Source organism: Salegentibacter salarius (assembly GCF_900168265.1).
In the GTDB taxonomy this organism is placed as follows: Bacteria; Bacteroidota; Bacteroidia; order Flavobacteriales; family Flavobacteriaceae; genus Salegentibacter; species Salegentibacter salarius.
This window is the reverse complement of sequence record NZ_FVZF01000015.1, coordinates 36,349-62,395: the sequence shown is the minus strand read 5'-3', so window position 1 is coordinate 62,395 and position 26,047 is coordinate 36,349. Positions and strand designations below refer to the sequence as shown.

The following is a 26,047-nucleotide window of genomic DNA, read 5'->3' as shown; positions in this document are numbered from 1 at the left end:
TGTTTAACTTTTTAACTAAACAATTAAACATTTTAACAGTTCAATAAAGTGTTTAATGTTCAAATTTAGTTAGATTTGACTATCTTAAACACAATATGGAACTAATTAAACAAAATTTCAGCATAAAAGACCTTGAAAATTTAAGCGGAATCAAGGCTCATACCATAAGAATTTGGGAAAAAAGATACAATATCTTAAATCCCGACCGTACTTCTACGAATATAAGAACGTACGATAGTACTAACTTGCAAAAGATTTTAAACGTTGCTTTCTTAAATGAACACGGCTATAAGATCTCTAGAATTTCTAAATTAAGTGAAGAAGAAATTTCTAAAATGGTACGGAGTATATCTGCTCGCGCAAGTAAAGAGAATCGCGCTCAAAATTCGTTTAAGCTTTCTATGATGAATTTTGACGAAGACCTTTTTAATAGCACTTATGAAAACCTGCAGAAAGATAAAAGTTTCCGTGAAATTTTTCACCAGGTATTTCTTCCGCTATTAGAGCAAATTGGAATGTTATGGCAAACCGATACCATAAAGCCAATTCACGAACATTATATAGTAGATCTCATTAAACAGAAACTCTACTTGAATCTTGCAGAAATTAAAAAAGAGGTTGAACCAACTTCAGATAAACTTTACGTGCTTTTTCTTCCAGAGAATGAAATTCACGATATAGGAATTATTTACCTGTATTACGAACTTCTTTATCACGGGAATAAGGCCATTTACCTTGGACCCAGTTTACCTTTAAGCGATCTCGATTATTTATTGGAGCGACATAACAAAATTAGCTTTGTAAGTTATTTTACTACCGCACCGGGTGATGTAGAAGATTTCATCAATGAGTTTAATGAGCAGGTTTGCGAAAAGGAAAAATACGAACTATTACTTTTTGGACATAAAATAAGGGAAATACAGCATAAAGAATTACCCCCTTTTGTGAAAACTCATACCAGTTTAAACCAATTTATAGATAACTTATAGAATATTTATGAAAAAGAAAGTTGCTATTATTGGTTCGGGATTCGCTTCTCTTGCAGCCGCTTGCTACCTGGCTAAAGACGGCTATGAAGTAGAGATTTTTGAAAAAAACTCGAATATAGGCGGGCGGGCACGCCAGCTTAAAAAGGATGGTTTTTGTTTTGATATAGGTCCAACCTGGTATTGGATGCCCGATGTTTTTGAACGTTTCTTCGCCGATTTCGGCAAAAAGCCTTCAGATTATTATGAACTGGAAAAATTAAGCCCGGCTTACAAGGTTTTCTTCGGAAAAGAAGACAGTATTACCATAGAAGACAGCCTGGATAAAATTTGCGCTGCCTTTGAAGCTGAAGAACCGGGAAGTTCCAAAAAACTGAAAGAGTTTATTAAAGAAGCCAAAGATAATTATGATATTGCTATTAAAGACCTGGTATATCGCCCAGGAGTTTCTCCTCTGGAATTGGTAACCCCAACTACAGCCGGTAAAATAGGTCAGTTTTTTAGCACAATCTCTAAAGAAGTTAGAAAAGAATTTAGCAATACAAAGTTGGTTCAAATTCTAGAATTTCCGGTTTTATTTCTTGGCGCTAAAGCTAGTAATACCCCGGCCTTCTATAGTTTTATGAATTACGCAGATTTTGGCCTGGGAACCTGGCATCCAAAAGGCGGAATGTATAAAGTTATTGAAGGCATGGAAAGCCTGGCTAAATCGCTAGGTATAAAGGTTAACGTCAATGCGCCGGTTTCAGAAATTTTTGTTGAAAATAATACTGCAACCGGTATGCTGGTTAATGGAAAGAAAATTAAAGCCGATTATATTCTTAGCGGTGCCGATTATCATCATACCGAAACTTTATTGCCGGAATATAAAAGACAATACAAGGAGTCTTATTGGAAAAAAAAGACCTTTGCTCCTTCAGCCTTATTATTCTTTGCCGGTTTTGATAAGAAATTAGAGAATGTAACTCATCACACCTTGTTTTTTGATACGGACTTCGAGAAACATGCGAAAGCAATTTACGATGATGCTGAATGGCCTGAAAATCCACTTTTTTATGCTAGCTTTCCATCAGTTACAGATGATGCCGCTGCACCGGAAGGTAAAGAAGCTGGAATATTTTTAATTCCACTGGCTCCAGATGTTGAAGATACTCCTGAAATTAGGGAGAAATATTTTCAGAAAATTATAACCCGTTTTGAAAGTTTAACCAATCAAAATGTAACCGATCATCTTCTTTTTAAAGAATCTTTTTGTGTAAAGGATTTTAAAGAAGAATATAATAGCTACAAGGGTAATGCCTATGGCCTGGCGAACACCCTTTTGCAAACTGCATTTTTAAGACCTAAATTAAAGAGCAAAAAAGTGCATAAATTATTTTTTACCGGGCAGCTGAGTGTTCCCGGACCCGGTGTACCGCCTTCCCTCATTTCAGGAAAGCTTGCCGCCGGATTAATTCAAAAAGAAGATTAAATTATGAAAGCCATTTTTGACACGGTTTCACGGGCTTGTAGCAAAACTGTTACTCATCATTACAGCACCTCGTTCTCTACTGCAACCAGGATGCTAGCCCCCTCAATACGCCAGGATATTTACAATATTTACGGCTTTGTGCGCTTTGCCGATGAAATTGTAGACACTTTTCACGATTACGATAAGGAAAGACTTTTTAACGATTTTGAAGTAGATCTTTATAAAGCCATTGAAGATAAGATCAGCTTAAATCCTATTTTAAATTCTTTTCAGGAAACCGTGCATAAATATGAAATAGATGAATCTCTTTATCGCTCATTTATGAAGAGTATGCGCCTTGATTTGCATAAATCTGATTATCTTAGTGTAGCCGAATATAAAGAATATATCTATGGCAGTGCAGATGTGGTTGGCCTTATGTGTTTAAAGGTTTTTGTAAATGGAGACCAGCAGAAATATGAATCGCTAAAGGAATCTGCGATGAGTTTAGGCTCTGCTTTTCAAAAAGTGAATTTTTTAAGGGACCTAAAAGCCGATTTTGAAGATCTTAGCAGAAGTTATTTTCCAGGTACAAACCTTGAAAAATTAGATGAAGTTAGTAAACAACGAATTATAAAAGAAATTGAAGAAGATTTTAAACACGGTTTAAGCGGAATTGCGCATTTACCGGTAGAAGCAAAATTTGGTGTTTATACCGCTTACATTTATTATAGAAAATTATTACATAAATTAAAGAAAGTACCATCTTTGGAAATTAGAAACAGCAGGATACGTGTTCCAAATTATCAAAAAGCAGGTCTCCTGGCCAAATCGTACATTTCTTATAGATTAAAACTTATTTAGTATGACTACTTTATTATGGATCTTAGTTTTTCTGGGCACCTTCGCAGCAATGGAAGGAATGGCCTGGTTTACCCATAAATATATAATGCACGGGCTTCTTTGGAAGCTACACAAAGACCATCACCATAAAGATCACAGTCACTGGTGGGAACGAAACGACCTTTTCTTTATATTTTATGCATTAGTGAGTATTGGTTTTTTCCTGCTATGGCGTTATGAAGATGTTTGGATAGGATTACCTATTGGTCTTGGAATTTTAGCTTATGGGATCACTTATTTTACCGTTCACGATATTTTTATACACCAGCGTTTTAAAATGTTCAGGAATGCAAATAATCCTTACGCCAAGGGAATAAGAAGAGCTCACAAAATGCATCACAAACATCTTGGAAAAGATGATGGCGAATGTTTTGGGATGCTGTTTGTACCTTCAAAATATTTTAAAAAATAAAATAATTATAATATAGCTTTTATAAGCCTATGCTAGGTCCCAGGTATTTTTATGTAATTATTGGCGGAGGACTCGCAGGCCTACAGCTCGCCCGGCAACTTAGCCGGGATGTTTTTTTTAAAGGAAAAAAGATTGCTATAATAGATTCCGATTTTTCCATGCCGGTTAAAACCTGGTGTTTTTGGGAAAAAGGCAAAGGCAAATGGGACGATCTACTCACTAATTCCTGGAATAAAGGCAAGTTTATATCTTCAGAAGAAAATCTTGATCTCCAATTATCACCTTATACTTACAAGATGATAAAAGCTAAAGATTACCACCAACAATTACAGGATGAAATTGAGGAATCTGGGGACATTGAATTTATTACTGATGAAATTCAAAAAATAGATCCTGTCACGATGAAAGCCAGAGGTCAGAAAAAATCTTATGGCGCCACACATTTCTTTGATAGCAGGGTAGACCCTTCTTACCTGGAAAGCAAAAAACACACTACTATTTTTCAGCATTTTAAAGGTTGGGAAGTAGAAACCGAAATACCGGTCTTTACGCCAGAATCCTTCACAATGATGGATTACCGAATTAAATATCCGGATGCTACTGCGTTTACTTATATTCTCCCATTTACCGAGAAAAAGGCTTTGGTTGAATATACCTTCTTCTCTCCTTTTTTAACTGAAGACAAGGTCTATGACGAAATGCTTCAGCAATATTTTGAAAAGATTTTAAAAACAAAAAATTTCAAGATTAGAAGCACAGAAACAGGCGTTATCCCAATGACCGATTTTCCTTTTGACAAAGCCAATACTGAACAAATAACTAAAATAGGTACCGGCGGTGGTTGGGTAAAACCTTCAACCGGTTATTCATTTAAAAATACCGAAAAGCGTATTGCGAAGATTATTGAGAATATTAAAAGCGGAAAACGCCCCGGTGAGAATTTAATCAATAATAAATTCAGGAAATATGATGCGATCTTTTTAGATGTGCTCGCGCAGAACAACCAAAAGGGAGAAGAGATTTTTACAAAATTCTACACTAAAAATTCTCCCCAGGATATTTTCAGGTATCTAGACGAGGAAACTTCAGTTTCAGAAGATCTAAAAATTATGTTGTCTCTTTATAGTTTCGACTTTGTCGCGTCTTTTTTCAGAAAAACTTTTTAGCATTATTCAGCTACAAGCTGATTCAATAAATTTCTAAAATTCTGACTATTCCAATCTGCTGCGCCTTTTTTATCCACTACAATAGTTCCATTTTTATTAATTACATAGGTAGAAGGCAGCGTATAGCCATCTAAAGGTTTTGGATCTTCAGAAAGCATTCGGTAACTGGAAAAACGATAGCCTTTACGCTTCAGAAAATTATTAGTGGTTTCGTGATCTTCTCCAGAAATAAAATAGAATTCCACTTCATCTTTATAATCGGTATAAAGTTCCTGGAAACTTGGCATTTCAGCAATACAGGGAGGACACCAGGTGGCCCAATAGTTTACAATAATCACTTTCCCTTTAGATTCGGCAAAATCTACTCTTTTACCCGATTCTGTTTCTAAAGTCCAATTATAGGTTTCAAGCTCTTTTCTATCTTCTTCATCGGTCACAGAAGGGCTGAATGCAAATATCTTATTTACTACAATTTGAATGGGTTTGCGAGTTTGGGGAATAATCATCGCGAGGATAATTACAATAAAGATAATATTACTCCATTGATTCTTGAAAAGCTTCTTCATTACCAAATTTTAATACTTAGACGTAAAAAGCAAAGGTACTTAACATCTGAATTTTGGGCATAAAAAAGAGGCTGATTAATATTTATTTCTCACCACGTCACCCTGAACTTGTTTCAGGGTCTAACTCCTAAGAATTTTAGATTCTGAAACGAGTTCAGAATGACGAAACGATCAAATATTAATCAGCCTCTTTATAAAATATAACCCTAAACTAATTTAAGCAGCGTTTTGCTTCTTAATTAAGTTAAGTGCTGAACCGTGCTTATACCACTCAATTTGAGGTTTGTTATAAGTATGGTTTGTTTTAATAGTGTCTTTGCTACCATCGGCATGTACGATTTCTACCGTAATTTGCTTGTCTGGAGCAAAATCTTCAAGGTCTATAAAGTTGAAGGTATCGTCTTCCTGAATAAGGTCATAATCGGCCTCATTAGCAAAAGTCAATCCTAACATACCCTGTTTTTTAAGGTTTGTTTCGTGAATACGGGCAAAAGATTTAACCAATACAACTTTCACTCCCAGATGACGAGGCTCCATCGCCGCGTGCTCTCTAGAAGAACCTTCACCATAGTTATGATCTCCAACAACTACCGTTGGAACACCTTCTTTTTTGTACTCTCTTTGTACCGCTGGAACACCATCATACTCTCCGGTAAGCTGGTTCTTCACAAAGTTCGTCTTTTTATTAAATGCATTAACTGCTCCAATTAGACAGTTGTTAGAAATATTATCTAAGTGTCCTCTGTAACGCAACCAAGGTCCGGCCATAGAAATATGGTCAGTTGTACATTTTCCGAAGGCTTTAATTAGCAATTTAGCGCCGGTAAGGTTTTTACCATCCCATGGCTCAAATGGAGTTAACAACTGAAGTCTTTCGCTATCTTCAGCTACTTTTACTTCAACAGAGCTTCCATCTTCATTTGGTGGTACATAACCATCTTCTTCCACATCAAAGCCATCTGAAGGTAATTCAATTCCTGTTGGCTCATCCAACATTACTTCCTCACCATCTTCATTCATCAACTTATCGCGAGTTGGATCAAAATCAAGACGTCCTGAAATTGCAATTGCGGCAACCATTTCTGGAGAACCTACAAAAGCGTGAGTATTTGGGTTACCATCGGCACGTTTTGAAAAGTTTCGGTTAAAGGAATGCACAATTGTGTTTTTCTCTTCGCCCTTTCTGTCACTTCTATCCCATTGGCCAATACAAGGTCCACAGGCATTGGTGAAAATTGTAGCATCAAGATCTTCAAAAATCTTTAGCAAGCCGTCGCGCTCTGCAGTAAACCTAATTTGTTCAGATCCAGGATTAATACCAAAATCTGATTTTGCCTTTACTTTTTTATCAACCGCCTGTTTTGCGATTGAGGCAGCCCTGGTTAAATCTTCGTAAGAAGAGTTGGTACAGGATCCTATTAATCCCCAATCTACATTAATTGGCCAGTCGTTTTCCTTCGCTTTTGCGGCCATTTCTGAAATCGGAGTAGCCAAATCTGGAGTAAATGGACCGTTAAGGTGAGGTTTTAATTCTGAAAGATTAATCTCAATTACCTCGTCAAAATACTGTTCGGGATTTGCATAAACCTCATCATCTCCGGTAAGGTGTTCCTTAATTTCATTAGCAGCATCTGCAACATCTGCACGATCTGTAGCTTTTAAGTAACGCGACATCGACTCATCGTAACCAAAAGTTGAAGTGGTTGCACCAACTTCGGCTCCCATATTACAAATAGTTCCTTTTCCGGTAGCTGACATAGAGCGAGCTCCTTCGCCAAAATATTCTATAATTGATCCGGTTCCACCTTTTACGGTAAGGATGCCGGCTACTTTTAAAATAACATCTTTAGAGGAAGTCCATCCCGAAAGTTTTCCGGTTAATTTAACTCCAATAAGTTTTGGGAATTTAAGCTCCCATGGCATTCCGGCCATTACATCTACTGCATCAGCACCACCAACACCTATGGCAACCATTCCAAGACCACCGGCATTTACCGTGTGAGAATCAGTACCAATCATCATTCCACCCGGGAATGCGTAATTTTCCAATACCACCTGGTGAATAATTCCTGCTCCCGGTTTCCAAAATCCTATTCCGTATTTATTAGAAACAGATTCCAAGAAATCAAAAACTTCACTACTAGATTTATTAGCAGCTCGCAAATCTATTGCAGCTCCCATTTTGGCCTGGATAAGGTGATCACAATGCACTGTAGTTGGTACTGCAACCTGCTTTTTCCCGGCTTGCATAAATTGCAATAAAGCCATTTGGGCAGTTGCATCCTGGCAGGCAATCCTGTCTGGCGCAAATTCTACATAGTCTTTTCCTCTTTGGTAAGCCTCCTTGGCAGCACCATCCCATAAATGCGAATAAAGAATTTTTTCTGAAAGGGTTAAAGGTTTTCCAACCACCTCGCGTGCAGTATTCACACGTTCGGCCATTTGGCTGTACACCTTTTTGATCATATCAATATCGTATGCCATATTATTATATATTTAGTTCTAAAAAAGTCTAGCAAATTTAAGGATTTCGAGTGGATTTTGAAAATAAGAAGTGATTATCAAAATTTAATGAAAATAATTTTACAATTCGCAATTATCAATGGTTTAAATTTAGCTAAGCCTAATAATTAGGTTGAAAATTATGAATTTCATAAATTAAATGAACCAGATTATAAAAAATCTAATCTAAAGCGACAAAGAAAGTAGAATTTAAACCCATTCTTGATAAGAACAGTTTCCAGAAGATTATTTAGCCTTCCTAAACATATTATTTTGAAGATGAAGCAACTTGTTTCTTCGGAATAAATAAACCACCGGCGCGAAGAAGGGCACAAAAAACATAGAAAGAATCCAGAATGTTTTATCTTTTAAATTCTGCTTGATCATATCAATAAGTATGAATAACCAGAATATAAAAAGTATGACTACTGTTGTCCAGTTAATAAAACTAGTTGTTTCTTTATTTAAATCAAGAACATTAGCAACAAAATCGCTTCCCCACAAAATATAGAAAATCACGCTAACTAAAACCCTGTATTTAATAAAGGTATGCATCATTAAAATAGGTCTCGAATTATTTTTTCTTCGGAAATTCCTTCGGCTTCAGCTTTGTAGTTTTTAATAATTCTATGGCGTAAAATTCCAATAGCAACGGCTTGCACATCTTCAATATCTGGGGAGAATTTTCCGTTAACCGCTGCGTGAGATTTTGCGGCAAGGATAAGATTTTGAGACGCTCTTGGCCCTGCACCCCAATCCAGATAGTTTTTTACAAATTGCGGTGCTTCGGCAGCATCCGGCCTGGTTTTTCCTACCAGTTTTACCGCGTATTCCACCACATTATCGGCAACAGGAATTCTACGAATTAATTGCTGAATTTCTACGATCTCTTCCGCAGAAAATAAAGCATTAATCTTCTGGGTTTTATCTGAAGTTGTGCTTTTTACCACGTCTACTTCTTCCTGAAAACTTGGATATTCCAGTAAAATAGAAAACATAAACCGGTCTAATTGCGCTTCAGGCAATGGATAGGTTCCCTCCTGTTCTATTGGGTTTTGAGTGGCCAACACAAAATAAGGATTGGCTAGACGGTAATTATGCCCGGCAACAGTTACAGATCTTTCCTGCATAGCTTCCAGTAAAGCAGCCTGTGTTTTGGGAGGAGTTCGGTTAATTTCATCGGCCAGAACTATATTTGAAAAAACCGGACCTTTTATAAATTTAAAATTCCTGTTTTCGTCCAGTATCTCTGCACCAAGAATATCACTTGGCATAAGATCTGGCGTGAATTGAATTCTTTTAAAATCAAGTCCTAAGGCTTGAGAAATAGTGTTTACCATCAATGTTTTTGCTAAACCGGGAACCCCCACAAGCAAAGAATGTCCTCCTGAAAAAACAGAAAGCAGGATTTGGTCTACAACCATATCCTGCCCTATAATAATTTTAGCAATTTCTTTTTTTAAATCCTGGTGTTTAACTACCAGTTTTTCTACAAGAGCAACATCTGACATTGATAAATTACTAATTTTTTAACCAGTTACTACTATACTCACAATCTTTAAACTTACCGTTCACTTTAATATAAGTATCACCAATTTTTTCTTTTTGCCATTCTTCAATAGCTTCCAGCTGCTTGTCGCGTAGTGCCAGCTCTTTTATTTTAGAAAAATCTGTAGCATAATTGGCTTCGTGCTCAGAAATTCTATCGTTTACTTTTATCAGCTTAAAATATGGGCGCCCGGTTCTATCCTGGTCACGCAATCTTAGCGAAAGTTCTCCTTCCTGTAACTCTCCTACCTCATCATATAACTTAGGGTCTATTTTAGATAACTCAAAACGAGTGTCCCCTGTTCTTGGGTTAATTAGTTTCCCACCGTCTGCCCTGGTTTCTTCTTCATCAGAAAACTCACGAGCAGCTTCGGCAAAATCCAAAACGCCTTCGTTTACCCTCTTTCTAATACTGTCAATTTTTGCTTTAGCTTCTTCAACAGAGGCATTTGTTACATCTGGAATAAGCAAGATATGTCTTAAATCTACATTTTGACCTCTAATTCTATCTACCTGAATAATGTGGTATCCAAATTCAGTTTCAAAAGGTTTACTTACCTCTCCTTCCTGAAGACTAAAGGCAACATCTTTAAATTCTTTTACAAAATTATCTTTTCTGGAAAGCGAAATTCTACCACCATCCCTGGCACTTACAGGATCTTGTGAATACAAAACAGCCTTAGTAGCAAAACTTGCGTCGTTATCCAGAACATCGGCTCTAAATTCATTTAGACGCTCTATCACTTTTTCTTTTTCACTTTCTGGAATTTCAGGCTTTATAACAATTTGAGAAAGTTCAATTTCTTCTCCAAAAACCGGGCGCTCATCCTCAGGAATACTTTCATAATATGCTCTCACTTCTTCGGGAGTAATTTCTACCGTTTCAATAATGCGTTGTTGCATACGGCTGGCTAACTGGCGCTCTTTATTAAGTTTGAACAATTCGCTTCTAAATTCAGCTTCATTTTCTTTGTTGTAGAATTCAAGTACTTTTTCCATTGAACCTACCTGGCGAACCATTTCAGAAATTTGCTGATCTATATAATTGTTCACCTCAGCATCCATAATAATAATACTATCCTGAATAGCGTGGTGCGCATAAAGTTTGTTTTCCATTAAAGAACCGGCAAGCTGGCAATCGGTAACATCAGCGGTAGACATTCCCTGGCTCTGCATATCCTTGTACATCATATCTACATCGCTGTCAAGAATAATATAATCACCAATTACAGCCGCAATTCCATCTACTTTTCTACGTTCTGAGTTATTTTTTTCGGTAACGGTATTTTTTGCGATCTCATCCTCAGGCTGGATAGAAGTACTATCAGTCACGATCACATCTTGAGAGTAACCGCTAAACCCAAGTAAAATGGCTAAAAGAAAGCCGGTAGTATTAATTATAGATTTCAAATTGTTCATTTTTAATTGCATCTTTTGTAATATCTTTTTCAAGTTCCTTTATCAAATTTAATTTTTGCTTGTTGAGCAAAATCTTTTCTATGGTTGGTTCGGCATATTCAAAAGGAGCATCCTGCCCTCGTTCCAACACATCTTTTACATAGATCAAATATACACCTAATGAATCTTCTACCTGAAGAAAATTAGATTTGTTTAAGAGTTTATCCCTATGATCTAAAGTTAAAGCAGGGATTTTATCGTAAACCGTTTTTAACTTAACCCAAACCGAATCATTAAAAGAATAATTTTTAAACTGAAGAGAAATTTTGTCTAGCTCTTCAATATCCTCCTCATCAAAGCTGGTTAGGTAAGATTTTATTTCATTTATATTGGTGTTATTTTCGGCCAGGCTTACATACCTTAATTTCAATAGATCTTCGGTAAGCTTAAAATTGCCCTTATTTTCTTCAAAATAAGCTTCCATCTCCTCCACTGGCACCGTACTATCTAACTGCCTGCTTACTACCGCGTCTTTGTAAGCACTTGTATAAAGCTCATTTTTATAATTTTCTATGAGATCTCTAAACTCTTTTTGTTGACTTTCGGGAAGATTCAATTGCGCCCTGTCTATAAGTAATTGTTGCGTGGCCCAGCGGTTTATATAATTAGAAACAATAATAGCGCTATCTTCCGGGGAAGTATTTTCGTTTATTAGCGCGTTAATATCCTCTTCATACAAATAAGCATCGTTAACCCTTACTATAACTGTACGATCTTCTTCTTTTTCAAGATAAGAGCAACCCGCAAGCATAAAACCGGCCAGCAAAAAACATATAAAAACAGTTGATATCTTCAAAATCATCAGTTATTGAGATAGCAATTTACATACCATTTTCAAATGACTAAACGCCTGTAATTTGCCAGTAAGCAAAAATAAGAATTCATTTAGGTTCCACAAGCTTATGTTTAAACGATTACAGCCAGTTAAAAATTATAATTGTTTTATCTTAAGTATCTTTAAATGAATTTTAAAAAGTATTTTTTTGAATTCTTTAAAAATCGATTGATATGAAATATACTACTGAAATTAAGATAATAAAGCCACGTACAGAAGTTGTTGAGAAATTTAGCAATCCAGATAATATGAAACATTGGCAACGCGGGTTTATTTCTATGGAACCTATTAGTGGAAATTTAGGAGAAGAAGGCTCAAAGAATATGCTGAAATATAAAATGGGAAAGCGGGATATTGAAATGGAAGAAAAAATTATTAAAAACGATCTTCCAACGCAGTTTCACGCAAATTATTCAGCAAAAGGCGTTTACAATATTCAGGAAAACTTTTTTGAGGAAACTCCAGAAGGGCATACACTTTGGATTTCTCACAACGAATTTAGGTTTAGTGGCTTTATGAAATTAATGGGCCTCTTTATGCCGGGCGCCTTTAGAAAACAATCTTACCAGTATATGAAAGATTTTAAAAATTTTGTAGAAAACGACCAAAGTGTTTTAAACAAGAAATAGTTTTAAGTTTTAATATGAATAATTAAAAGCTGCTATTATATTTGCTAAAAACAATTTAATTATGATACGAAGCAGTTTATTAATTGCCTTTTTAACTTTTAGCATTTTTGCAAGCGCACAAACTAAAGTAGGAACTATAGACACCGATTACATTCTTTCGCAAATGCCCGAAATGGAAGCTGTAAATAAAGGTTTAGAAACCTACGATAAGGAGCTACAACAAGATTTCCAGGCCAATGTTAAGCAATACGATACCCTGGTAAAAACTTACCAGGCTAATGCCGAAAGCCTTGCTGCAGAAGCCCGCCAGGAAAGTGAGTCTAAAATTATTGAACTTGAGAACCAGATCAAGCAGTTTAGACAAAGAGCCCAGTTAATGATGCAAATGCGCAGAAATGAGCTTACTAATCCACTTTACAAAAAAATTGACGCTGCAATGCGAGCTGTAATAGACGAAGAAGGATTTACTCAAATTCTACACGCCGGCGGAAATAGCATTGCTTTCTCTGCAGAAGAATATGATATTACCGAAAAAGTAATGAATAAAATGGGAATTGAAATTCCTGTTGCAGCTGAAGAAGAATAGCAAGAAATTAGATCCTGAAATAAATTCAGGATGATGTATTATAAAAGCCCTCTCAGATTATAAAATTTGAGAGGGCTTTTCAATTTATAAGACAATACGTCTACCTGCTGTAATTAGGTGATTCATTAGTAATGGTAACATCATGCGGATGCCCTTCACTAATTCCCGAAGAGGTAATTTTCACGAATTTTGCAGTCTCCTTTAAGGTTTCTACATCTTTAGCTCCACAGTAACCCATTCCGGCTTTTAGACCGCCAACAAACTGGTGAATACTTTCTTCAAGTTCGCCTTTATATGGAACACGTCCAACAATACCTTCAGGTACCAATTTCTTAATATCATCTTCTACATCCTGGAAATAACGATCTTTAGAGCCTTTTTGCATCGCCTCTACAGACCCCATTCCACGATAGGATTTGAACTTTCTTCCTTCGTAAATAATGGTTTCACCCGGAGATTCTTTAGTTCCTGCAAGTAATGAACCTAACATCACACAATCGGCTCCTGCGGCTAATGCTTTTGGAATATCTCCTGTATAACGAATTCCACCGTCAGCAATAACGGGAACGCCACTACCTTTTAGCGCTGCGGCTACTTCAAGCACAGCTGAGAATTGTGGAAATCCAACCCCCGCAACTACCCTGGTAGTACAAATAGAACCTGGTCCAATTCCTACTTTAACCGCGTCTGCCCCGGCTTCAACTAAGTATTTTGCAGCCTCTGCAGTAGCTATATTTCCTACTACCACCTGCAAATCTGGGAATTTAGATTTAATATCTTTTAAAACGGTCACCACTCCCCTGGTATGTCCGTGTGCCGTGTCAATAATTATTGCATCTACACCTGCATTTACCAAAGCTTCAGCACGGTCTACAGCATCAGCAGTTACACCAACGGCGGCTGCTACGCGAAGCCTTCCGAAGCTATCTTTATTCGCATTAGGCTTTAGCGTAAGTTTGGTAATATCCCTAAAAGTAATAAGTCCAACTAATTTATAATTATCGTTAACTACGGGAAGTTTTTCAATCTTATATTCCTGTAAAATATCTTCTGCCTGATCCAGGGAAGTTCCCTCTGCAACAGTTACCAAATTTTCTGAAGTCATAACCTCAGCAATTGGACGTTTAAGATTTTTCTCGAAACGCAAATCCCTGTTCGTTACAATTCCCAACAATTTTCCGTCTTCATCTACAATAGGAATTCCGCCGATACTATGCTCGCGCATACTCGCTTTTGCATCGCTCACATTAGCTGTGATCGGCAAGGTCACGGGATCTATAATCATTCCGCTTTCTGCTCTCTTCACTTTTCGCACTTTAAGCGCTTGTTGTTCAGCAGTCATATTCTTATGCAAAACACCAATTCCACCTTCACGCGCCATAGCAATAGCCATCCTGGATTCGGTTACCGTATCCATAGCTGCCGAAACAATAGGAACGTTTATTGAAATATTTTTAGTGAATTTTGTGCGAATGCTTACTTCTCGGGGTAGTACTTCAGAATAAGCAGGAACAAGCAATACGTCGTCGTAGGTAAGGCCTTCTCCTAAGATTTTGGATTCGTGTGCGATCATAGCAATTAAAGATTTAATTGCGTGCAAATATACGGTTAAAAACTGAAATAGAGGAGTTTTCCGGGTTTAACTCTCATCTAATTTCATTCAATTTATTATCGCTTTTGTGATCCAGCCTTATGACCGGGTTTAAAATAAATTAAGCCGAAAAAAATCTTTAAAACTTAAACTGAAGACTTGAATACCAGCTAATTGGTTGCGCCGGAATAATCCCTGGACCTGGATAACCTGTAGCCCTCCTCGTGAAATATGAATTATCTAAAAGATTATTAACCCCGGTTTCCAATTTAAACTTCCCAAAACTATAGGAAGCCGAAAAATCTAAAATACCGTAAGCCGGGATACTTCCTTCTATTCCACGTTGATTATCATTAATATCCTGCGGGGCATTCGTAGCATCTGTGTACTGTTTTGATAGGTGGGTATACTGAAAACCGGCTAGAAAATTAGAATATCCAAAATTCAAACCTGTTTTAAGGTTCACATAAGGGATAAATTCCACCTGGTTCCCTTCCACATTAGTTTCTCCAGAAGCAGTATATTCAGAATTTGTAAAAGCCGTGTTTACAAAAAGATTCAATCGATAATTTTCAGCTTGTTCAAAAAAGGTATTGCGAATATTCCAATCGGCAAAAGTCTCTACACCATAGATAAATGCATCTCCAATATTTCCGCGTTTTCTTACTATAAAACCATCTTCAACCCCCAGTACTTCTCCAATTCTATCCTGATACCATAAACCGAAAATACTGGCGTCATAAGACAAATAATTCTTCAACCTTCCTCTAATTCCAAAGTCTGAAGTAAAACCTCTTTCTTCTGAAATATTTGGATCTACCACAAAACTGGGATTTACTATCCTAATATCACTAAAGGTAACCGACCTATAATTCTGAGAAAAATTCCCGTATAACTCATTCGAAGCATCCAGGTTGTAACTGGCTCCAACACCTAATAAAGCAAAACTCCTTTCCAGATCTTTTTCCTCTTCCCTGGTTTCGTTAATTAAAGGATTATCGGCCAGATCAAGAATTATTTCTTTGTAAGAACCGTTTGCCTGCGTATTAATATATTCTATTCTAAAGCCCGGAGTAATAGAAAGTTTATTGGTGAGATTAAAAATGTTCTCTCCAAAGAACGCCAGGTTTTTATTTGGGAAATTGTATTCTGATTGCCTTGGGTAATTCGGGAATTGGTCGTTAGTAAATGTAAATTCCGGCCTGGCTGAAGTAGTTCCGGGACCTTGTTTCTGAAAATTGTTAGCATCGTAATATTTACTTCCAACCAGTAAAACCGATTCTTCATCAAATAAATTATACCTTGTTAGCAACCTCGCCTCTGCTCCCCAGTTAGAAAAATCGTCTACCAATAATTCCCGTGGTGCAGAAAGATCGTCTGGCTGTGAAACTCTATTCTCTCTAAAACCAACAGCTTTTCGGGAAGCATCTAAACCAAATACATTCAGGCTAAAATCTGTTTTATCAGAAAAACTGTGCTCAAATTTTAATGCATATAAATTCCAGTTTACGTCAAACCAGTTTCTTTCCCTATTGCTATAATCTGGGTTTTCATAAAACTGTGCATCGGTAAGACCACCGGGTTGCTGAGCCAGATAATCTAAATAAGTATATTCAAAACTAAGCTTGGTTCTATCGTTAAAATCCCAGGCAAGATGAGAAAAGAAGTTATTAGAATCATACTCTGAATTTGGCCTAAATCCTTCTCCCGATTTATAATTATAATAGGTATAGTAGCTGAATTTCCCAATAGTGCCTGCCAAACTATTAAAACTGGTAAAAAGATTATAAGAACCAAGCGATTGCCTGGAAACCAACTCCAATTTCTTATCGTGAGGAGGTTCTTTAAATTTAAAATTAATGAGTCCGCCAAACTGTGTTCCATATTGCAGCGATGCAGCGCCACGAACCACCTGGATTTCTCTCAGTGCTTCCGGTGGTGGTGTATAATAACTTTCCGGGTATCCAAGTACATCTGCAGAGATATCATAACCGTTCTGGCGGGTATTAAAATTCTGAGTTCGGTTAGGATCAAGACCACGACCACCAATATTTAATTGAAGCCCAGCATCACCATTATCGTAAATATTTAAACCAACCACCTGGCTGTAAATTTCCCTGGCATTATTTGCAGCGAGATTCCCGGAGACCTTATCCATTACCACCACCTCACTTTTTTTCCCTGCGTAGATCGCAGTTCCCTCTACCTTTCTAAGTTTTCGTAAAGCGAAAAGCTGTTCCCTCCTATTAGTGATCATCACTTCGCTTAAACTTTCGGCTAAAGGCGAAAGGCTAAATTCCATTTCAAGATCTCCATTTATAGTTATTTGCTTTTCCAGGATAGCATATTCGTAACTAAAAACAGCAAAATCATAAGTGCCTGAGCTAATATCTGTAAATTCAAAATCACCATTTTCATTGGCTACAGTTACTTCAGATTCCGTTTTATTCCAAACTTCAGCATTGGGAATGGGCTCCCCGGTTTCTGCGGAAATCACCTTTCCGCTAAACGTATGCTGGGCGTAAACGAATGATCCCAAAAAGAATAATATACTAAAGACCTTTAATTTCATCTTCAAATGGTAAAATGAATGTTTTATGTTTAAAAGAGTCCGCGAAATTAAGCAAATTAACTTCCGGGTCTATATAAGGAGTGCTCTTTCTTCCATTGAGAGCCACATAACTATCTACATAGACCTCTATGTTTTCGGGACCGTCCTTTTCAAAATGATCGGCTAAAAAACGAGCATATTGAAGAATAAAATCTGGCTGAAAAGACATTTGTTTCTCTTGAAAGGGAGTAAGAAAATCTGAATTATCTACATAAAACCGATTTCCGGTCTCTGCATTTACCACTTTAAACTGCGCGTAGCCGGCTTTTTCCATAAGCATTACCCTCCAGGAAAATCTAAAACCTTCTTCAGTCCAGAATAATTCTCCGGGGTATAATAAATACCTCCACGGAAATAAAAGCTGAATAATAAAAAAGACCGAAAGCACTCCAATACTAACTTTTTTCTTTATTCCTGAAAATTGATAGATTTTTAAATTATCAAATCTTTGTTTTGATATGCTGAACCATTTCGATACAAAATTCAATATTTTATGGTGAACCTGCGGACTAAAAAAGATCAATGCGCTAACGATCATAATAAATGGAAACATCCCTATTGGGAAAAGCACACGTGTAAGCAAATGGAAAACAATCACCATCAAAAAAGCAACAAAGCGGGTTCTTTTCCATAGCAATAGAAAAGGGATAAAGAGATCATAAAGCATACCGCTCCAGCTAAATGCATAATGCACCCATTCCTGCTGCATTAGATCTCCCAGTAAAGGAAGATCATATTTTGAAGGCAGCCATATTTTTAAAGGCATAGCTCTGAAAAGCCAATCGGAATTAATTTTTGCAAGTCCCGCATAGAAATACACAATTCCCAGCAATAGTTTTATTGCATCTATACACCATTGCGGTATCTTTTGAAAGGCCCTGGCAGGATTTCGCCAGGCATCTATAGAAAAATAGGCATTTGCCGGTAAAAATATCATCAGAAAACTAAGGATACTGATGAAGTAGTAATGATTTAGATAAGTGGTTTTATCCATCAGTTCGATATACGTGAAACTGAGGAAAAATAAAATGATAGCCAAGCGGTATTTATAGCCAGCAGCCACCATTAAAGCTGCAATACCACAAAGAATAAAAAGCAAATAAGTGAAATCTCCCAGGGGTTTCACCCATTCAAATCCATAATAAGAAAAGAAGAATTTTGGGGCGATATATAATTTTTCGATCCAGCCGTTTAGCCAGAATCTAACTATACTGGCAAACATCATAATACCAAAAAACAAACGAAAAACCGCCAAAGGGGCGGCTTCCGTAGTCTTTTTTAGATATTTGCTCAGAGAAAGTTGCATCAACTATTTAATCTCCGTCAGAATCTACATAATCTACGCTAATAGAAAGTGCCTGCATCATATCTACTTTCAACAGCACCACTTCTTTTTGAAGTTCATCAAAAGCAGCTAACATCTTAGAATTATCTGATTCTACTTGCGATTTAAGGTTGCTATCCAATTCTGAACTTTGAGCTCTTATTGCTGAAAATTGATCAGCTATAGAAGCAGTTATACTTTCTGAACTTGTCCCGTCTTCCATATATTTTAAATACTGATAGTAACTGGGACCATTTTCGCCTCCATTAATTTTAACGCCGTAATAGAAATCTTCAAAACTATTTAAAGCTTGTAAATACAGGTTTTTGGAAATATCACCGGCATAAAGAGCCTCTACATTTGTTGGGGAAGGAGAACCGGTAAAAGCACCGGCCGGATAGCCGATCTTCCCAGACCTTAGGATCTTCTCAAAATACATTACATAATCATTGGTAAATCGGTCTACAGATCCTGTGCTAGAAGAGCTCGTGTTATTTACAAAAGTATCTCTATAATCACCCTCCCAGGAAGCTGTAACTTCAGTAGTTAAAGCATTTATCCTTTCGGCAACTGCTATGATATAATTAATATACTCTGGATTTGCATTGAACACTTCCAGGGTTTCTTCTGTTGATCCATAGGAATACAGTAAATAATCCAAAGCCGGAAATCCTTGTTCTGCAAAATTTGATGGTAGCTCAAGATTATAACTTCCGGAAGCTATTTTAGATTCAATATTTTCTGTTTTTGTAGGATAGGTATTAAGAAAGCTGCGATAATTCAATTCTTCAGCTTTTCCTATCTGGAACATTTCAACGGTTTGAAATTCCTGATAAGCTACTTTGTATTGCGCTTTAAGAACATTTAGCTCGGTAGTTCCGGGATTTTCAGCAAAAGCTTTTGCGATATCTTCCAATTTCTGACTTTCTTCCAGGAAAGCTACAAAAGAAGGCACAATAATATTATCTGCCCAATTTGCCAGCATTTCACCTCTGTCAAAATTATCGCCGCCATTAGAATCACCTCCATTATCGCCACCATCTTCTGTACTACAGGCAACAGCAAATAATAAAGTTGCAATCAATAAAAATTTTGAAATCTTAATCATAGCTATAAATATTAAAAACCGGAGCAGACAAGGTCTTACTCCGGCTAATTTTCTTAATTAAACATCTGCTACAGTAAAATCAAAAGGAGCAGCAATCTCTTCAGAGATACTATCCAGGGTTTCTGGAGTTACCTCCCAAAAACCGTTTCCATTCATTAACTGTTCTAAATAACCCTCTACATTTCCAGCAGAAATATACGGTGCGCCAGTCTCTGGGTTATGAGTAAACTTAAGACTATAAATAAAACCGTAACCTTCAGACAGGGAATGAAAAGCAGCTCCATTCTGGCCATCTGCCAATTGATTTTTACCGGCCTGCAGGTAATATATCGCCCTAACAGCGATAAGGGTTGAAATATTCTCGCGAATAATTTTCACCTGCTCATCACGGGTTTGATAATCTCCCGCAACGATTGCGGCTCTACCGGTTTTAAAGGCCTCAAAAGTTTCTTCTGCAATACCTTCAAAATCACTATCACCATCTACGCTACCCATATATTTAAATAATAGCGCATCATTATTATCGTTTAAAACTGAGTTAGGATCTTCTGCCGGGATAGAAGGATCTCCATAAAGATATCCATAAGCTTCGTCCCATTTGTGTTCCATGGTAGTATAAGCTTTTCCTTCTTCAACTAAACCGGCATCATTGTTCGCACGATTATCAGCTTCATCCAAAACTGCCTGAGAAAGGTAGTTATTCAAGATTTGATCGGCCAACAAGCCACCGATTAAACCTTTTGCAAAGGCCTGGTTCATTTCCAACCCTTTTGCATTTATATATCTAACACTTGTACCCTGAGCAATCTGGCCCGCCATTCCAGCTTCAGCCAACTCATTCCTATTGTTTTTTACCGCAGTAAACTGCTCTGTAATATATGAATCGAAATCACTTTTTATTTCTGCACTTTCAACCGTATTTGCTGAGAAATACAATTTAGAAGCAGCTACTTTAGATTTTACACTTTTAGAAGATTCGTTAAGGCGTGCATTTTCAAAAGGAGCATTTTCATTTGCAAACATATTAAGCAAAAGATCTTCACTTCCATTTTCAAAGTCGGTAAACTTAGAGAGAATTTCAGAAGTCATTTGAAGTCTCGTAGTTTGCCCCGAATAGCTTACTGTAGAAGCACCTTCTCGCTCAAAATTGTAGGTTGCAGGAATTTCTAATTCCGTATTTTCTGGTGTAACATCATCATCAGATGAACAAGAGGCAAGCGTAAGCCCGCCTAAGATTGCTGAGAAAAACAGCTTTTTCATATTGCTTTATTTAGACTGATTAAAATTATTGAGCAGCAAATATAAAAACCCATTTTCTTTAGGGCAAGTTTATTTAGATTAATTTTAAATAACTTTTTCTAATAGTCTTTAAAATTAAAATAAACACTATTAATGGTAGACGTTGAAAATTTTAGAAGCTTCATTGAAGGCAGACTCAAAACTGGTCATTTTAATATTGGAATCTGCCTTTTTAGAGTTGAAGTAAGAGAGCATTTTTTCTGAAGGCATATTACCGGTAAGCTCATCTTTAGCCATTGGACAACCCCCAAATCCCTGGATTGCTCCATCAAATCTTCTGCAACCGGCTTTGTAAGCCGCATCAATTTTCTCGTGCCATTTTGCAGGTGTGGTATGAAGATGTGCTCCAAATTCAATTTCAGGATATTTAGGAATCAAATTTGAAAATAAATACTCAATAATATCCGGAGAAGAAGTTCCAATGGTATCAGATAAAGAAAGAATTTTCACACCCATTGCCGATAACTTTTCAGTCCACTCCCCTACAATTTCCACATCCCAGGGATCGCCATAAGGATTGCCAAACCCCATAGAGAGATAAGCCACCACTTTTTTATTCGAGCTTTCAGCGATCTCAAGGATTTCACTTAAAATCTCAACAGATTCGGCTATGGTCTTATGCGTATTACGCATTTGGAAATTTTCAGAAATAGAAAAAGGATAACCCAAATAATCAATTTCGGGATGTACCGAGGCATCTTGCGCCCCACGGGTATTCGCAACGATAGCCAGCAGCTTGCTTTTTGTAGTAGACAGATCTAATTTGGATAAAACCTCAGCAGTATCAGCCATTTGCGGAATCGCTTTAGGAGAAACAAAGCTTCCAAAATCTATGGTATCAAATCCGCAACGGAGCAAAGACTGAATATACTGTACTTTTTTTTCCGTAGGAATAAAGGTTTTTATTCCCTGCATCGCGTCTCGCGGACACTCAATAAGCTTGATTTTATCCATATCTCCAAAGATAGTATTTTAAGGAATATTTAAAAACCAATGCAAAATAATTCATTTTATTAAATTGATAGCATTTAAAACAGCGTACTATTAATTTTCCTGTAAGCCTATACGATCAAAATCTTCTAAATGAGTATAAAACTTGCAATCCCAACAAAAACTACAATTTGCAGCCATTTTAATACAACCCCAGAATGCTTATGCCTTTTAAGGTAGTTAGAGATTTTTCCCGCCAATAAGGCTACACTTCCAAAGATAAGAATAGTTAAAAGCATAAAGAACGCACCTAAAATATAGAATTGTATCACGGTATTGCCGTTTGGCTCCCAAAGAAAACCGGGAAAAAAAGCAAGAAAAAATATAGTCACTTTTGGATTAAGCACATTCATAATAAATCCCTGCTTAAAAAGAGAAAACAAGGATTTTTCTTTTATTCCTTCCGCAGAATAGGCGATCTCCGGATCGGTTTTAAAAACCTGCCAGGCAAGATATAGAAGGTAAATTGCCCCAAATAGTTTGATGATAAAAAAAAGCGTATCAGAATTTTTAATTATTACTGAAACCCCAAATGCGACCAGGCTGGTGTTAATAATAATCCCGGTTGCAAGACCAAGAGCGGTTACAAAGCCATGCTTTTTACCATTAACCATCCCCTGAACCATCACATAAAAAATATCTGGTCCCGGAGAGATAGTTAGTATCGCCGAAGCGGTTAAAAACGGAATAAGTTGTTCTAACAAAATTTAGCGTCTTTCAGATTTCTTTCTCGTCAACACAAAATAAAGTACATAAAACCAGCTAAAAATCCCGTGTATAACCATTAATAAAACCGACCGGTTACGAGTCCACGAAGTAATTGCGGCTATTACAGTACCAAAGCTAATTCCATTGATGATCACTGATTGCTGAACTTGAGGGGTAGCATTAGAAAAACTATAAGCATCCAGGCTAATTAAAACCAGGGCTAAAAAAGTAAGGTAGAATTTCTTCATTTATTTATTATTTTCGACTTAGAATAGCTTGATTTATCTTTTTAATCAAGCCCGGGCCTTCGTAAATAAAGCCGGTATATAATTGCACTAAACTGGCACCTGCATCAAGTTTTTCCAGGGCGTCTTCAGCAGTATGAATTCCGCCAACCCCAATAATTGGAAAAGCCTTATTGCTTTTTTCTGAAAGAAAACGAATTACCTCTGTAGCACGATTCTTTAAAGGTTTACCGCTTAGTCCTCCCGTTTCGTTCTTATTTTCAGATTGCAAACCTTCCCGAGAGATTGTTGTGTTAGTCGCAATTACCCCGGCAATCTTTGTTTCCTTTACAATATCTATAATATCTAAAAGTTGAGCATCGGTAAGATCGGGAGCTATTTTGAGTAAGATAGGTTTCTGCTTTGGTTTTTTAGCATTTAAGTTTTGCAGGGTATTCAACAAATTAGTTAGGGGCTCTTTATCCTGCAACTCACGTAAATTTGGCGTATTTGGGGAACTCACATTCACCACAAAATAGTTTACGTAATCGTAAAGCGCCTCAAAACACATTTTATAATCTTCTACTGCATTTTCATTTGGAGTGATCTTGTTCTTCCCAATATTTCCGCCAATAAGTACATTTTTATTCTTTTTTAAACGCTCAACAGCTGCTTCTACACCATCGTTATTAAAACCCATTCGGTTAATAATCGCCTTGTCTTCTTTTAACCTGAAAAGTCGCTTTTTTTCATTTCCCGGTTGCGGTTTTGGAGTAAGGGTTCCTATTTCAATAAAGCCGAATCCAAGATCTGAAAGTTCCTGAAAAAGCTTCGCATCTTTATCAAATCCTGCAGCAAGACCCACCGGGTTTTTAAATTTTAAACCGAAAACTTCTCGTTCCAGTCGCGGATCTTCAACTTGAAATTTCTTTTTTATAATATTTCTGAAAGCAGGAATTTTGCCAAGTTTTTTTAAGGTTTTAAAAGTGAAGTGATGCACCCATTCCGGATCAAATCGAAATAACAAAGGCCTAATTGAAGATTTGTACATAAAAGTTGGTTTGTGCAAAAATAGAAGGAAATCATAAAAAACCAGCCCAAATTCTTAAAAGGTTTTGAGGCTGAAATACGAATGTTTAATTTTGAAAATCAGGAACCTTAGTGTTAGCACGTGAGGTATAACTTAAAAAAATAAAAATACGAGGACAGCCTCGGAGTCCCGATATTTTTCGGGATTAAATCTCGATTATCGAGTAAACTACTAACCAATGATTAACAAACAGCGCATCATAGATCGTTTTATCAGTTACATAACTATAGATACCCAAAGCGATCCAGAAAGCCAGACTACACCAAGTACCGAGAAGCAATGGGTTCTAGCCAGGAAATTAGCAGATGAATTGCAGGAAATGGGGATGACCGAGGTTAGTATAGACGATCACGCTTATGTGATGGCTACGCTGCCCGCAAATGTGCCACACCAGGTTCCGATTATTGGCTTTATTTCTCATTTTGATACTTCTCCCGATTTTAATGCTACCGATATCAAGCCGCAAATTATTGAAGATTACGACGGAAAAGATATTGTGCTGAACAAAGAGAAAAATATTATTCTCTCTTCTGAATATTTTGATGATCTGAAACAGTATAAAGGTCAAACCATAATCACAACAGATGGTACCAGCCTTTTAAGCGCCGATGATAAAGCAGGGATTACTGAGATTATGACCGCGATGCAATATTTGCTGGATAATCCTGAAATCCCGCACGGAAAGATTCGCGTAGGTTTTACTCCAGATGAAGAAATTGGTCGCGGGGCACATAAATTTGATGTAGAAAAATTTGGCGCTGAATGGGCGTACACTATGGATGGCAGCCAGATTGGAGAGCTTGAATTTGAAAATTTTAATGCCGCTAAAGCTATTGTTAAAGTACGTGGAAAGGGCGTGCATCCCGGTTATGCCAAAGATAAAATGGTAAACAGCCAGTATATCGCCGTAGATTTCCTCAACTCATTACCAAGGTTAGAGACACCCGAACATACCGAAGATCGGCAGGGATTTTTTCATCTAAGTAGCATGAAAGGTGACGTTGAAGAAACGCAGCTAGAATATATAATTAGAGATCACGATCTGGGACATTTTAATGCGAGAAAGGAAATGATGCAGGATCTGGCTTCAGAGATTTGTTCTCAATATGAGAATGACTGTATTTCAGTTGAAATTAGCGACCAGTATTTTAATATGCGAGAAAAGATTGAACCGGTAATGCATATTATAGAGATTGCTAAAGAAGCCATGAAAGAAGCAAATGTTGAACCATTACTAAAACCAATTCGTGGCGGAACCGATGGAGCTCAACTAAGTTATATGGGACTACCCTGCCCTAATATTTTTGCCGGAGGCCATAATTTCCACGGAAAATACGAATATGTACCGGTAGAAAGTATGCAAAAAGCCACTGAAGTAATCGTGAAAATCGCAGAAATGACTTCAAAGAAATACAAATAAACCGCTTATTTAATAGGCAGAAAAATGGCTGTAAAATCTGTAGAGGAATATATTGAGACTCATCCTTCCTGGCGAAAGGAGTTAGAATCTTTAAGAGCCATAATGCAAAATACAGAACTGGAAGAATGCATAAAATGGGGCGCACCAGTTTATGCACTGCAAGGAAAATATGTTACAGGTATAGCAGCATTTAAAAATCATTGCGCGCTTTGGTTTTTTAATGGCGCTCTATTAAAAGAAAACACGATTTTACTCCACAACGCCCAGGAAGGGAAAACCAAAGCACTAAGACAAATAAGGTTTGAAAAGGGTGATAAAATAGAACCTGAAATTCTTCAAAAATACGTTGTCGAATCTATTGAAAATCAGCGGGAAGGCAAAGAAATAAAACCGGTCACTTCGAACAAATTAGTTGTTCCTTCAGAATTAAAAGCTGCTTTTAAAGAAGATAAGGATTTGGAGAAATCCTTTCAGCAATTAACAAAAGGAAAACAAAGAGAATACGCCGATTATATTGCCGAGGCAAAAAGAGAATCCACAAAACAATCCCGTTTGGAGAAAATTAAACCAATGATCAATAAGGGCCAAGGACTTCACGATAAGTATAAGAGCTGTTAAATAAGATAGCCGTCATTCTGAAC

General features: G+C 36.9%; 24 protein-coding genes. 9 read left to right on the top strand and 15 right to left on the bottom strand.

The features are described 5' to 3' along the window. The first annotated feature begins 95 nt into the window (after positions 1 to 95). Genes B5440_RS09660 through B5440_RS09640 form a run of 5 tightly spaced genes read left to right on the top strand, consistent with a single transcriptional unit; the run spans position 96 to position 4,917 of the window. Positions 96 to 989: a MerR family transcriptional regulator gene (locus B5440_RS09660; RefSeq protein ID WP_070053387.1), complete on the top strand. Its 894-nt coding sequence runs from the start codon at positions 96 to 98 to the stop codon at positions 987 to 989. A 7-nt stretch (positions 990 to 996) separates the two neighbouring features. Beyond that, positions 997 to 2,457, top strand: a complete 1,461-nt coding sequence (locus tag B5440_RS09655) for a phytoene desaturase family protein (protein ID WP_070053388.1) — start codon at positions 997 to 999, stop codon at positions 2,455 to 2,457. A gap of 3 nt (positions 2,458 to 2,460) precedes the next feature. Continuing rightward, positions 2,461 to 3,300, top strand: coding sequence for a phytoene/squalene synthase family protein (locus B5440_RS09650; RefSeq protein ID WP_070053389.1), 840 nt, complete (start codon positions 2,461 to 2,463; stop codon positions 3,298 to 3,300). 1 nt (position 3,301) lies between these two features. After that, entirely contained in the window at positions 3,302 to 3,751 is a 450-nt protein-coding gene (locus tag B5440_RS09645) for a sterol desaturase family protein (RefSeq protein ID WP_070053390.1), read from the top strand. 29 nt (positions 3,752 to 3,780) lie between these two features. Beyond that, complete coding sequence (locus B5440_RS09640; protein ID WP_070053391.1) at positions 3,781 to 4,917, top strand: lycopene cyclase family protein; 1,137 nt, start codon at positions 3,781 to 3,783, stop codon at positions 4,915 to 4,917. Positions 4,918 to 4,919: 2 nt separating this feature from the next. On the opposite strand, the gene B5440_RS09635 is transcribed toward B5440_RS09640, so the two are convergent. From B5440_RS09635 to B5440_RS09610, 6 genes are all read right to left on the bottom strand, one after another. Next, positions 4,920 to 5,483, bottom strand: a complete 564-nt coding sequence (locus tag B5440_RS09635) for a TlpA family protein disulfide reductase (RefSeq protein ID WP_070053392.1) — start codon at positions 5,481 to 5,483, stop codon at positions 4,920 to 4,922. A gap of 216 nt (positions 5,484 to 5,699) precedes the next feature. Continuing rightward, positions 5,700 to 7,967, bottom strand: coding sequence for an aconitate hydratase (locus B5440_RS09630; RefSeq protein ID WP_070053393.1), 2,268 nt, complete (start codon positions 7,965 to 7,967; stop codon positions 5,700 to 5,702). Between the two features lie 264 nt (positions 7,968 to 8,231). After that, positions 8,232 to 8,543, bottom strand: coding sequence for a PLDc N-terminal domain-containing protein (locus tag B5440_RS09625; protein ID WP_070053394.1), 312 nt, complete (start codon positions 8,541 to 8,543; stop codon positions 8,232 to 8,234). Then, a complete protein-coding gene (locus tag B5440_RS09620) occupies positions 8,543 to 9,496 on the bottom strand; it encodes an AAA family ATPase (RefSeq protein ID WP_070053395.1) in 954 nt (317 codons plus the stop codon). Before B5440_RS09620 ends, B5440_RS09625 begins: the two co-directional genes overlap by 1 nt. A 10-nt stretch (positions 9,497 to 9,506) precedes the next feature. Then, positions 9,507 to 10,964 (bottom strand): peptidylprolyl isomerase, encoded by a 1,458-nt coding sequence (locus B5440_RS09615; protein WP_070053396.1) that lies wholly within the window; start codon positions 10,962 to 10,964, stop codon positions 9,507 to 9,509. Continuing rightward, on the bottom strand, positions 10,927 to 11,793 hold the full coding sequence (locus B5440_RS09610; protein ID WP_234996375.1) for a peptidyl-prolyl cis-trans isomerase: 867 nt from the start codon (positions 11,791 to 11,793) through the stop codon (positions 10,927 to 10,929). The genes B5440_RS09615 and B5440_RS09610 overlap by 38 nt, the downstream gene beginning before the upstream one ends. A gap of 206 nt (positions 11,794 to 11,999) precedes the next feature. Here B5440_RS09610 and B5440_RS09605 point away from each other — a divergent pair, with 206 nt between their 5' ends. Together B5440_RS09605 and B5440_RS09600 are read left to right on the top strand one after the other, a co-directional pair. Further along, positions 12,000 to 12,455 (top strand): SRPBCC family protein, encoded by a 456-nt coding sequence (locus B5440_RS09605; RefSeq protein WP_070053397.1) that lies wholly within the window; start codon positions 12,000 to 12,002, stop codon positions 12,453 to 12,455. 61 nt (positions 12,456 to 12,516) lie between these two features. Further along, positions 12,517 to 13,041, top strand: coding sequence for an OmpH/Skp family outer membrane protein (locus B5440_RS09600; RefSeq protein WP_070053398.1), 525 nt, complete (start codon positions 12,517 to 12,519; stop codon positions 13,039 to 13,041). Between the two features lie 100 nt (positions 13,042 to 13,141). On the opposite strand, the gene guaB is transcribed toward B5440_RS09600, so the two are convergent. The 9 genes from guaB to B5440_RS09555 form a co-directional block, all read right to left on the bottom strand. Next, complete coding sequence (gene guaB, locus B5440_RS09595; protein WP_070053399.1) at positions 13,142 to 14,614, bottom strand: IMP dehydrogenase; 1,473 nt, start codon at positions 14,612 to 14,614, stop codon at positions 13,142 to 13,144. A gap of 157 nt (positions 14,615 to 14,771) precedes the next feature. Next, entirely contained in the window at positions 14,772 to 17,204 is a 2,433-nt protein-coding gene (locus B5440_RS09590) for a TonB-dependent receptor (RefSeq protein ID WP_070053400.1), read from the bottom strand. Beyond that, a complete protein-coding gene (locus B5440_RS09585) occupies positions 17,185 to 18,549 on the bottom strand; it encodes an HTTM domain-containing protein (RefSeq protein WP_070053444.1) in 1,365 nt (454 codons plus the stop codon). The genes B5440_RS09590 and B5440_RS09585 overlap by 20 nt, the downstream gene beginning before the upstream one ends. A 7-nt stretch (positions 18,550 to 18,556) precedes the next feature. Next, positions 18,557 to 19,675 (bottom strand): imelysin family protein, encoded by a 1,119-nt coding sequence (locus tag B5440_RS09580; protein ID WP_070053401.1) that lies wholly within the window; start codon positions 19,673 to 19,675, stop codon positions 18,557 to 18,559. 57 nt (positions 19,676 to 19,732) lie between these two features. Continuing rightward, positions 19,733 to 20,935 (bottom strand): DUF4856 domain-containing protein, encoded by a 1,203-nt coding sequence (locus B5440_RS09575; protein WP_070053402.1) that lies wholly within the window; start codon positions 20,933 to 20,935, stop codon positions 19,733 to 19,735. Positions 20,936 to 21,064: 129 nt separating this feature from the next. Beyond that, positions 21,065 to 21,928: a hydroxymethylglutaryl-CoA lyase gene (locus tag B5440_RS09570; RefSeq protein ID WP_070053403.1), complete on the bottom strand. Its 864-nt coding sequence runs from the start codon at positions 21,926 to 21,928 to the stop codon at positions 21,065 to 21,067. Positions 21,929 to 22,053: 125 nt separating this feature from the next. Then, positions 22,054 to 22,668: a LysE family translocator gene (locus B5440_RS09565; RefSeq protein WP_070053404.1), complete on the bottom strand. Its 615-nt coding sequence runs from the start codon at positions 22,666 to 22,668 to the stop codon at positions 22,054 to 22,056. A 3-nt stretch (positions 22,669 to 22,671) separates the two neighbouring features. After that, positions 22,672 to 22,920, bottom strand: coding sequence for a hypothetical protein (locus B5440_RS09560; protein WP_070053405.1), 249 nt, complete (start codon positions 22,918 to 22,920; stop codon positions 22,672 to 22,674). Positions 22,921 to 22,927: 7 nt separating this feature from the next. Further along, entirely contained in the window at positions 22,928 to 23,947 is a 1,020-nt protein-coding gene (locus B5440_RS09555; RefSeq protein WP_070053406.1) for a quinone-dependent dihydroorotate dehydrogenase, read from the bottom strand. A gap of 217 nt (positions 23,948 to 24,164) precedes the next feature. Between B5440_RS09555 and pepT the strand changes: the two genes are divergently transcribed. Together pepT and B5440_RS09545 are read left to right on the top strand one after the other, a co-directional pair. Further along, a complete protein-coding gene (gene pepT, locus B5440_RS09550) occupies positions 24,165 to 25,406 on the top strand; it encodes a peptidase T (RefSeq protein ID WP_070053407.1) in 1,242 nt (413 codons plus the stop codon). 24 nt (positions 25,407 to 25,430) lie between these two features. Beyond that, entirely contained in the window at positions 25,431 to 26,024 is a 594-nt protein-coding gene (locus B5440_RS09545) for a YdeI/OmpD-associated family protein (RefSeq protein WP_070053408.1), read from the top strand. Positions 26,025 to 26,047 lie beyond the last annotated feature (23 nt).

What these genes read in the sequence shown, in the direction of transcription:
- B5440_RS09575 (WP_070053402.1), bottom strand. Translation starts at nt 20,935, where the DNA reads ATGAAAAAGCTGTTTTTCTCAGCAATCTTAGGCGGGCTTACGCTTGCC.
- B5440_RS09635 (WP_070053392.1), bottom strand. Translation starts at nt 5,483, where the DNA reads ATGAAGAAGCTTTTCAAGAATCAATGGAGTAATATTATCTTTATTGTA.
- pepT (WP_070053407.1), top strand. Translation starts at nt 24,165, where the DNA reads ATGATTAACAAACAGCGCATCATAGATCGTTTTATCAGTTACATAACT.
- B5440_RS09590 (WP_070053400.1), bottom strand. Translation starts at nt 17,204, where the DNA reads ATGAAATTAAAGGTCTTTAGTATATTATTCTTTTTGGGATCATTCGTT.
- B5440_RS09605 (WP_070053397.1), top strand. Translation starts at nt 12,000, where the DNA reads ATGAAATATACTACTGAAATTAAGATAATAAAGCCACGTACAGAAGTT.
- B5440_RS09560 (WP_070053405.1), bottom strand. Translation starts at nt 22,920, where the DNA reads ATGAAGAAATTCTACCTTACTTTTTTAGCCCTGGTTTTAATTAGCCTG.
- B5440_RS09585 (WP_070053444.1), bottom strand. Translation starts at nt 18,549, where the DNA reads ATGCAACTTTCTCTGAGCAAATATCTAAAAAAGACTACGGAAGCCGCC.
- B5440_RS09555 (WP_070053406.1), bottom strand. Translation starts at nt 23,947, where the DNA reads ATGTACAAATCTTCAATTAGGCCTTTGTTATTTCGATTTGATCCGGAA.
- B5440_RS09545 (WP_070053408.1), top strand. Translation starts at nt 25,431, where the DNA reads ATGGCTGTAAAATCTGTAGAGGAATATATTGAGACTCATCCTTCCTGG.
- B5440_RS09580 (WP_070053401.1), bottom strand. Translation starts at nt 19,675, where the DNA reads ATGATTAAGATTTCAAAATTTTTATTGATTGCAACTTTATTATTTGCT.
- B5440_RS09650 (WP_070053389.1), top strand. Translation starts at nt 2,461, where the DNA reads ATGAAAGCCATTTTTGACACGGTTTCACGGGCTTGTAGCAAAACTGTT.
- B5440_RS09655 (WP_070053388.1), top strand. Translation starts at nt 997, where the DNA reads ATGAAAAAGAAAGTTGCTATTATTGGTTCGGGATTCGCTTCTCTTGCA.
- B5440_RS09660 (WP_070053387.1), top strand. Translation starts at nt 96, where the DNA reads ATGGAACTAATTAAACAAAATTTCAGCATAAAAGACCTTGAAAATTTA.
- B5440_RS09610 (WP_234996375.1), bottom strand. Translation starts at nt 11,793, where the DNA reads ATGATTTTGAAGATATCAACTGTTTTTATATGTTTTTTGCTGGCCGGT.
- B5440_RS09630 (WP_070053393.1), bottom strand. Translation starts at nt 7,967, where the DNA reads ATGGCATACGATATTGATATGATCAAAAAGGTGTACAGCCAAATGGCC.
- B5440_RS09645 (WP_070053390.1), top strand. Translation starts at nt 3,302, where the DNA reads ATGACTACTTTATTATGGATCTTAGTTTTTCTGGGCACCTTCGCAGCA.
- B5440_RS09620 (WP_070053395.1), bottom strand. Translation starts at nt 9,496, where the DNA reads ATGTCAGATGTTGCTCTTGTAGAAAAACTGGTAGTTAAACACCAGGAT.
- B5440_RS09570 (WP_070053403.1), bottom strand. Translation starts at nt 21,928, where the DNA reads ATGGATAAAATCAAGCTTATTGAGTGTCCGCGAGACGCGATGCAGGGA.
- B5440_RS09600 (WP_070053398.1), top strand. Translation starts at nt 12,517, where the DNA reads ATGATACGAAGCAGTTTATTAATTGCCTTTTTAACTTTTAGCATTTTT.
- B5440_RS09615 (WP_070053396.1), bottom strand. Translation starts at nt 10,964, where the DNA reads ATGCAATTAAAAATGAACAATTTGAAATCTATAATTAATACTACCGGC.
- guaB (WP_070053399.1), bottom strand. Translation starts at nt 14,614, where the DNA reads ATGATCGCACACGAATCCAAAATCTTAGGAGAAGGCCTTACCTACGAC.
- B5440_RS09640 (WP_070053391.1), top strand. Translation starts at nt 3,781, where the DNA reads ATGCTAGGTCCCAGGTATTTTTATGTAATTATTGGCGGAGGACTCGCA.
- B5440_RS09625 (WP_070053394.1), bottom strand. Translation starts at nt 8,543, where the DNA reads ATGATGCATACCTTTATTAAATACAGGGTTTTAGTTAGCGTGATTTTC.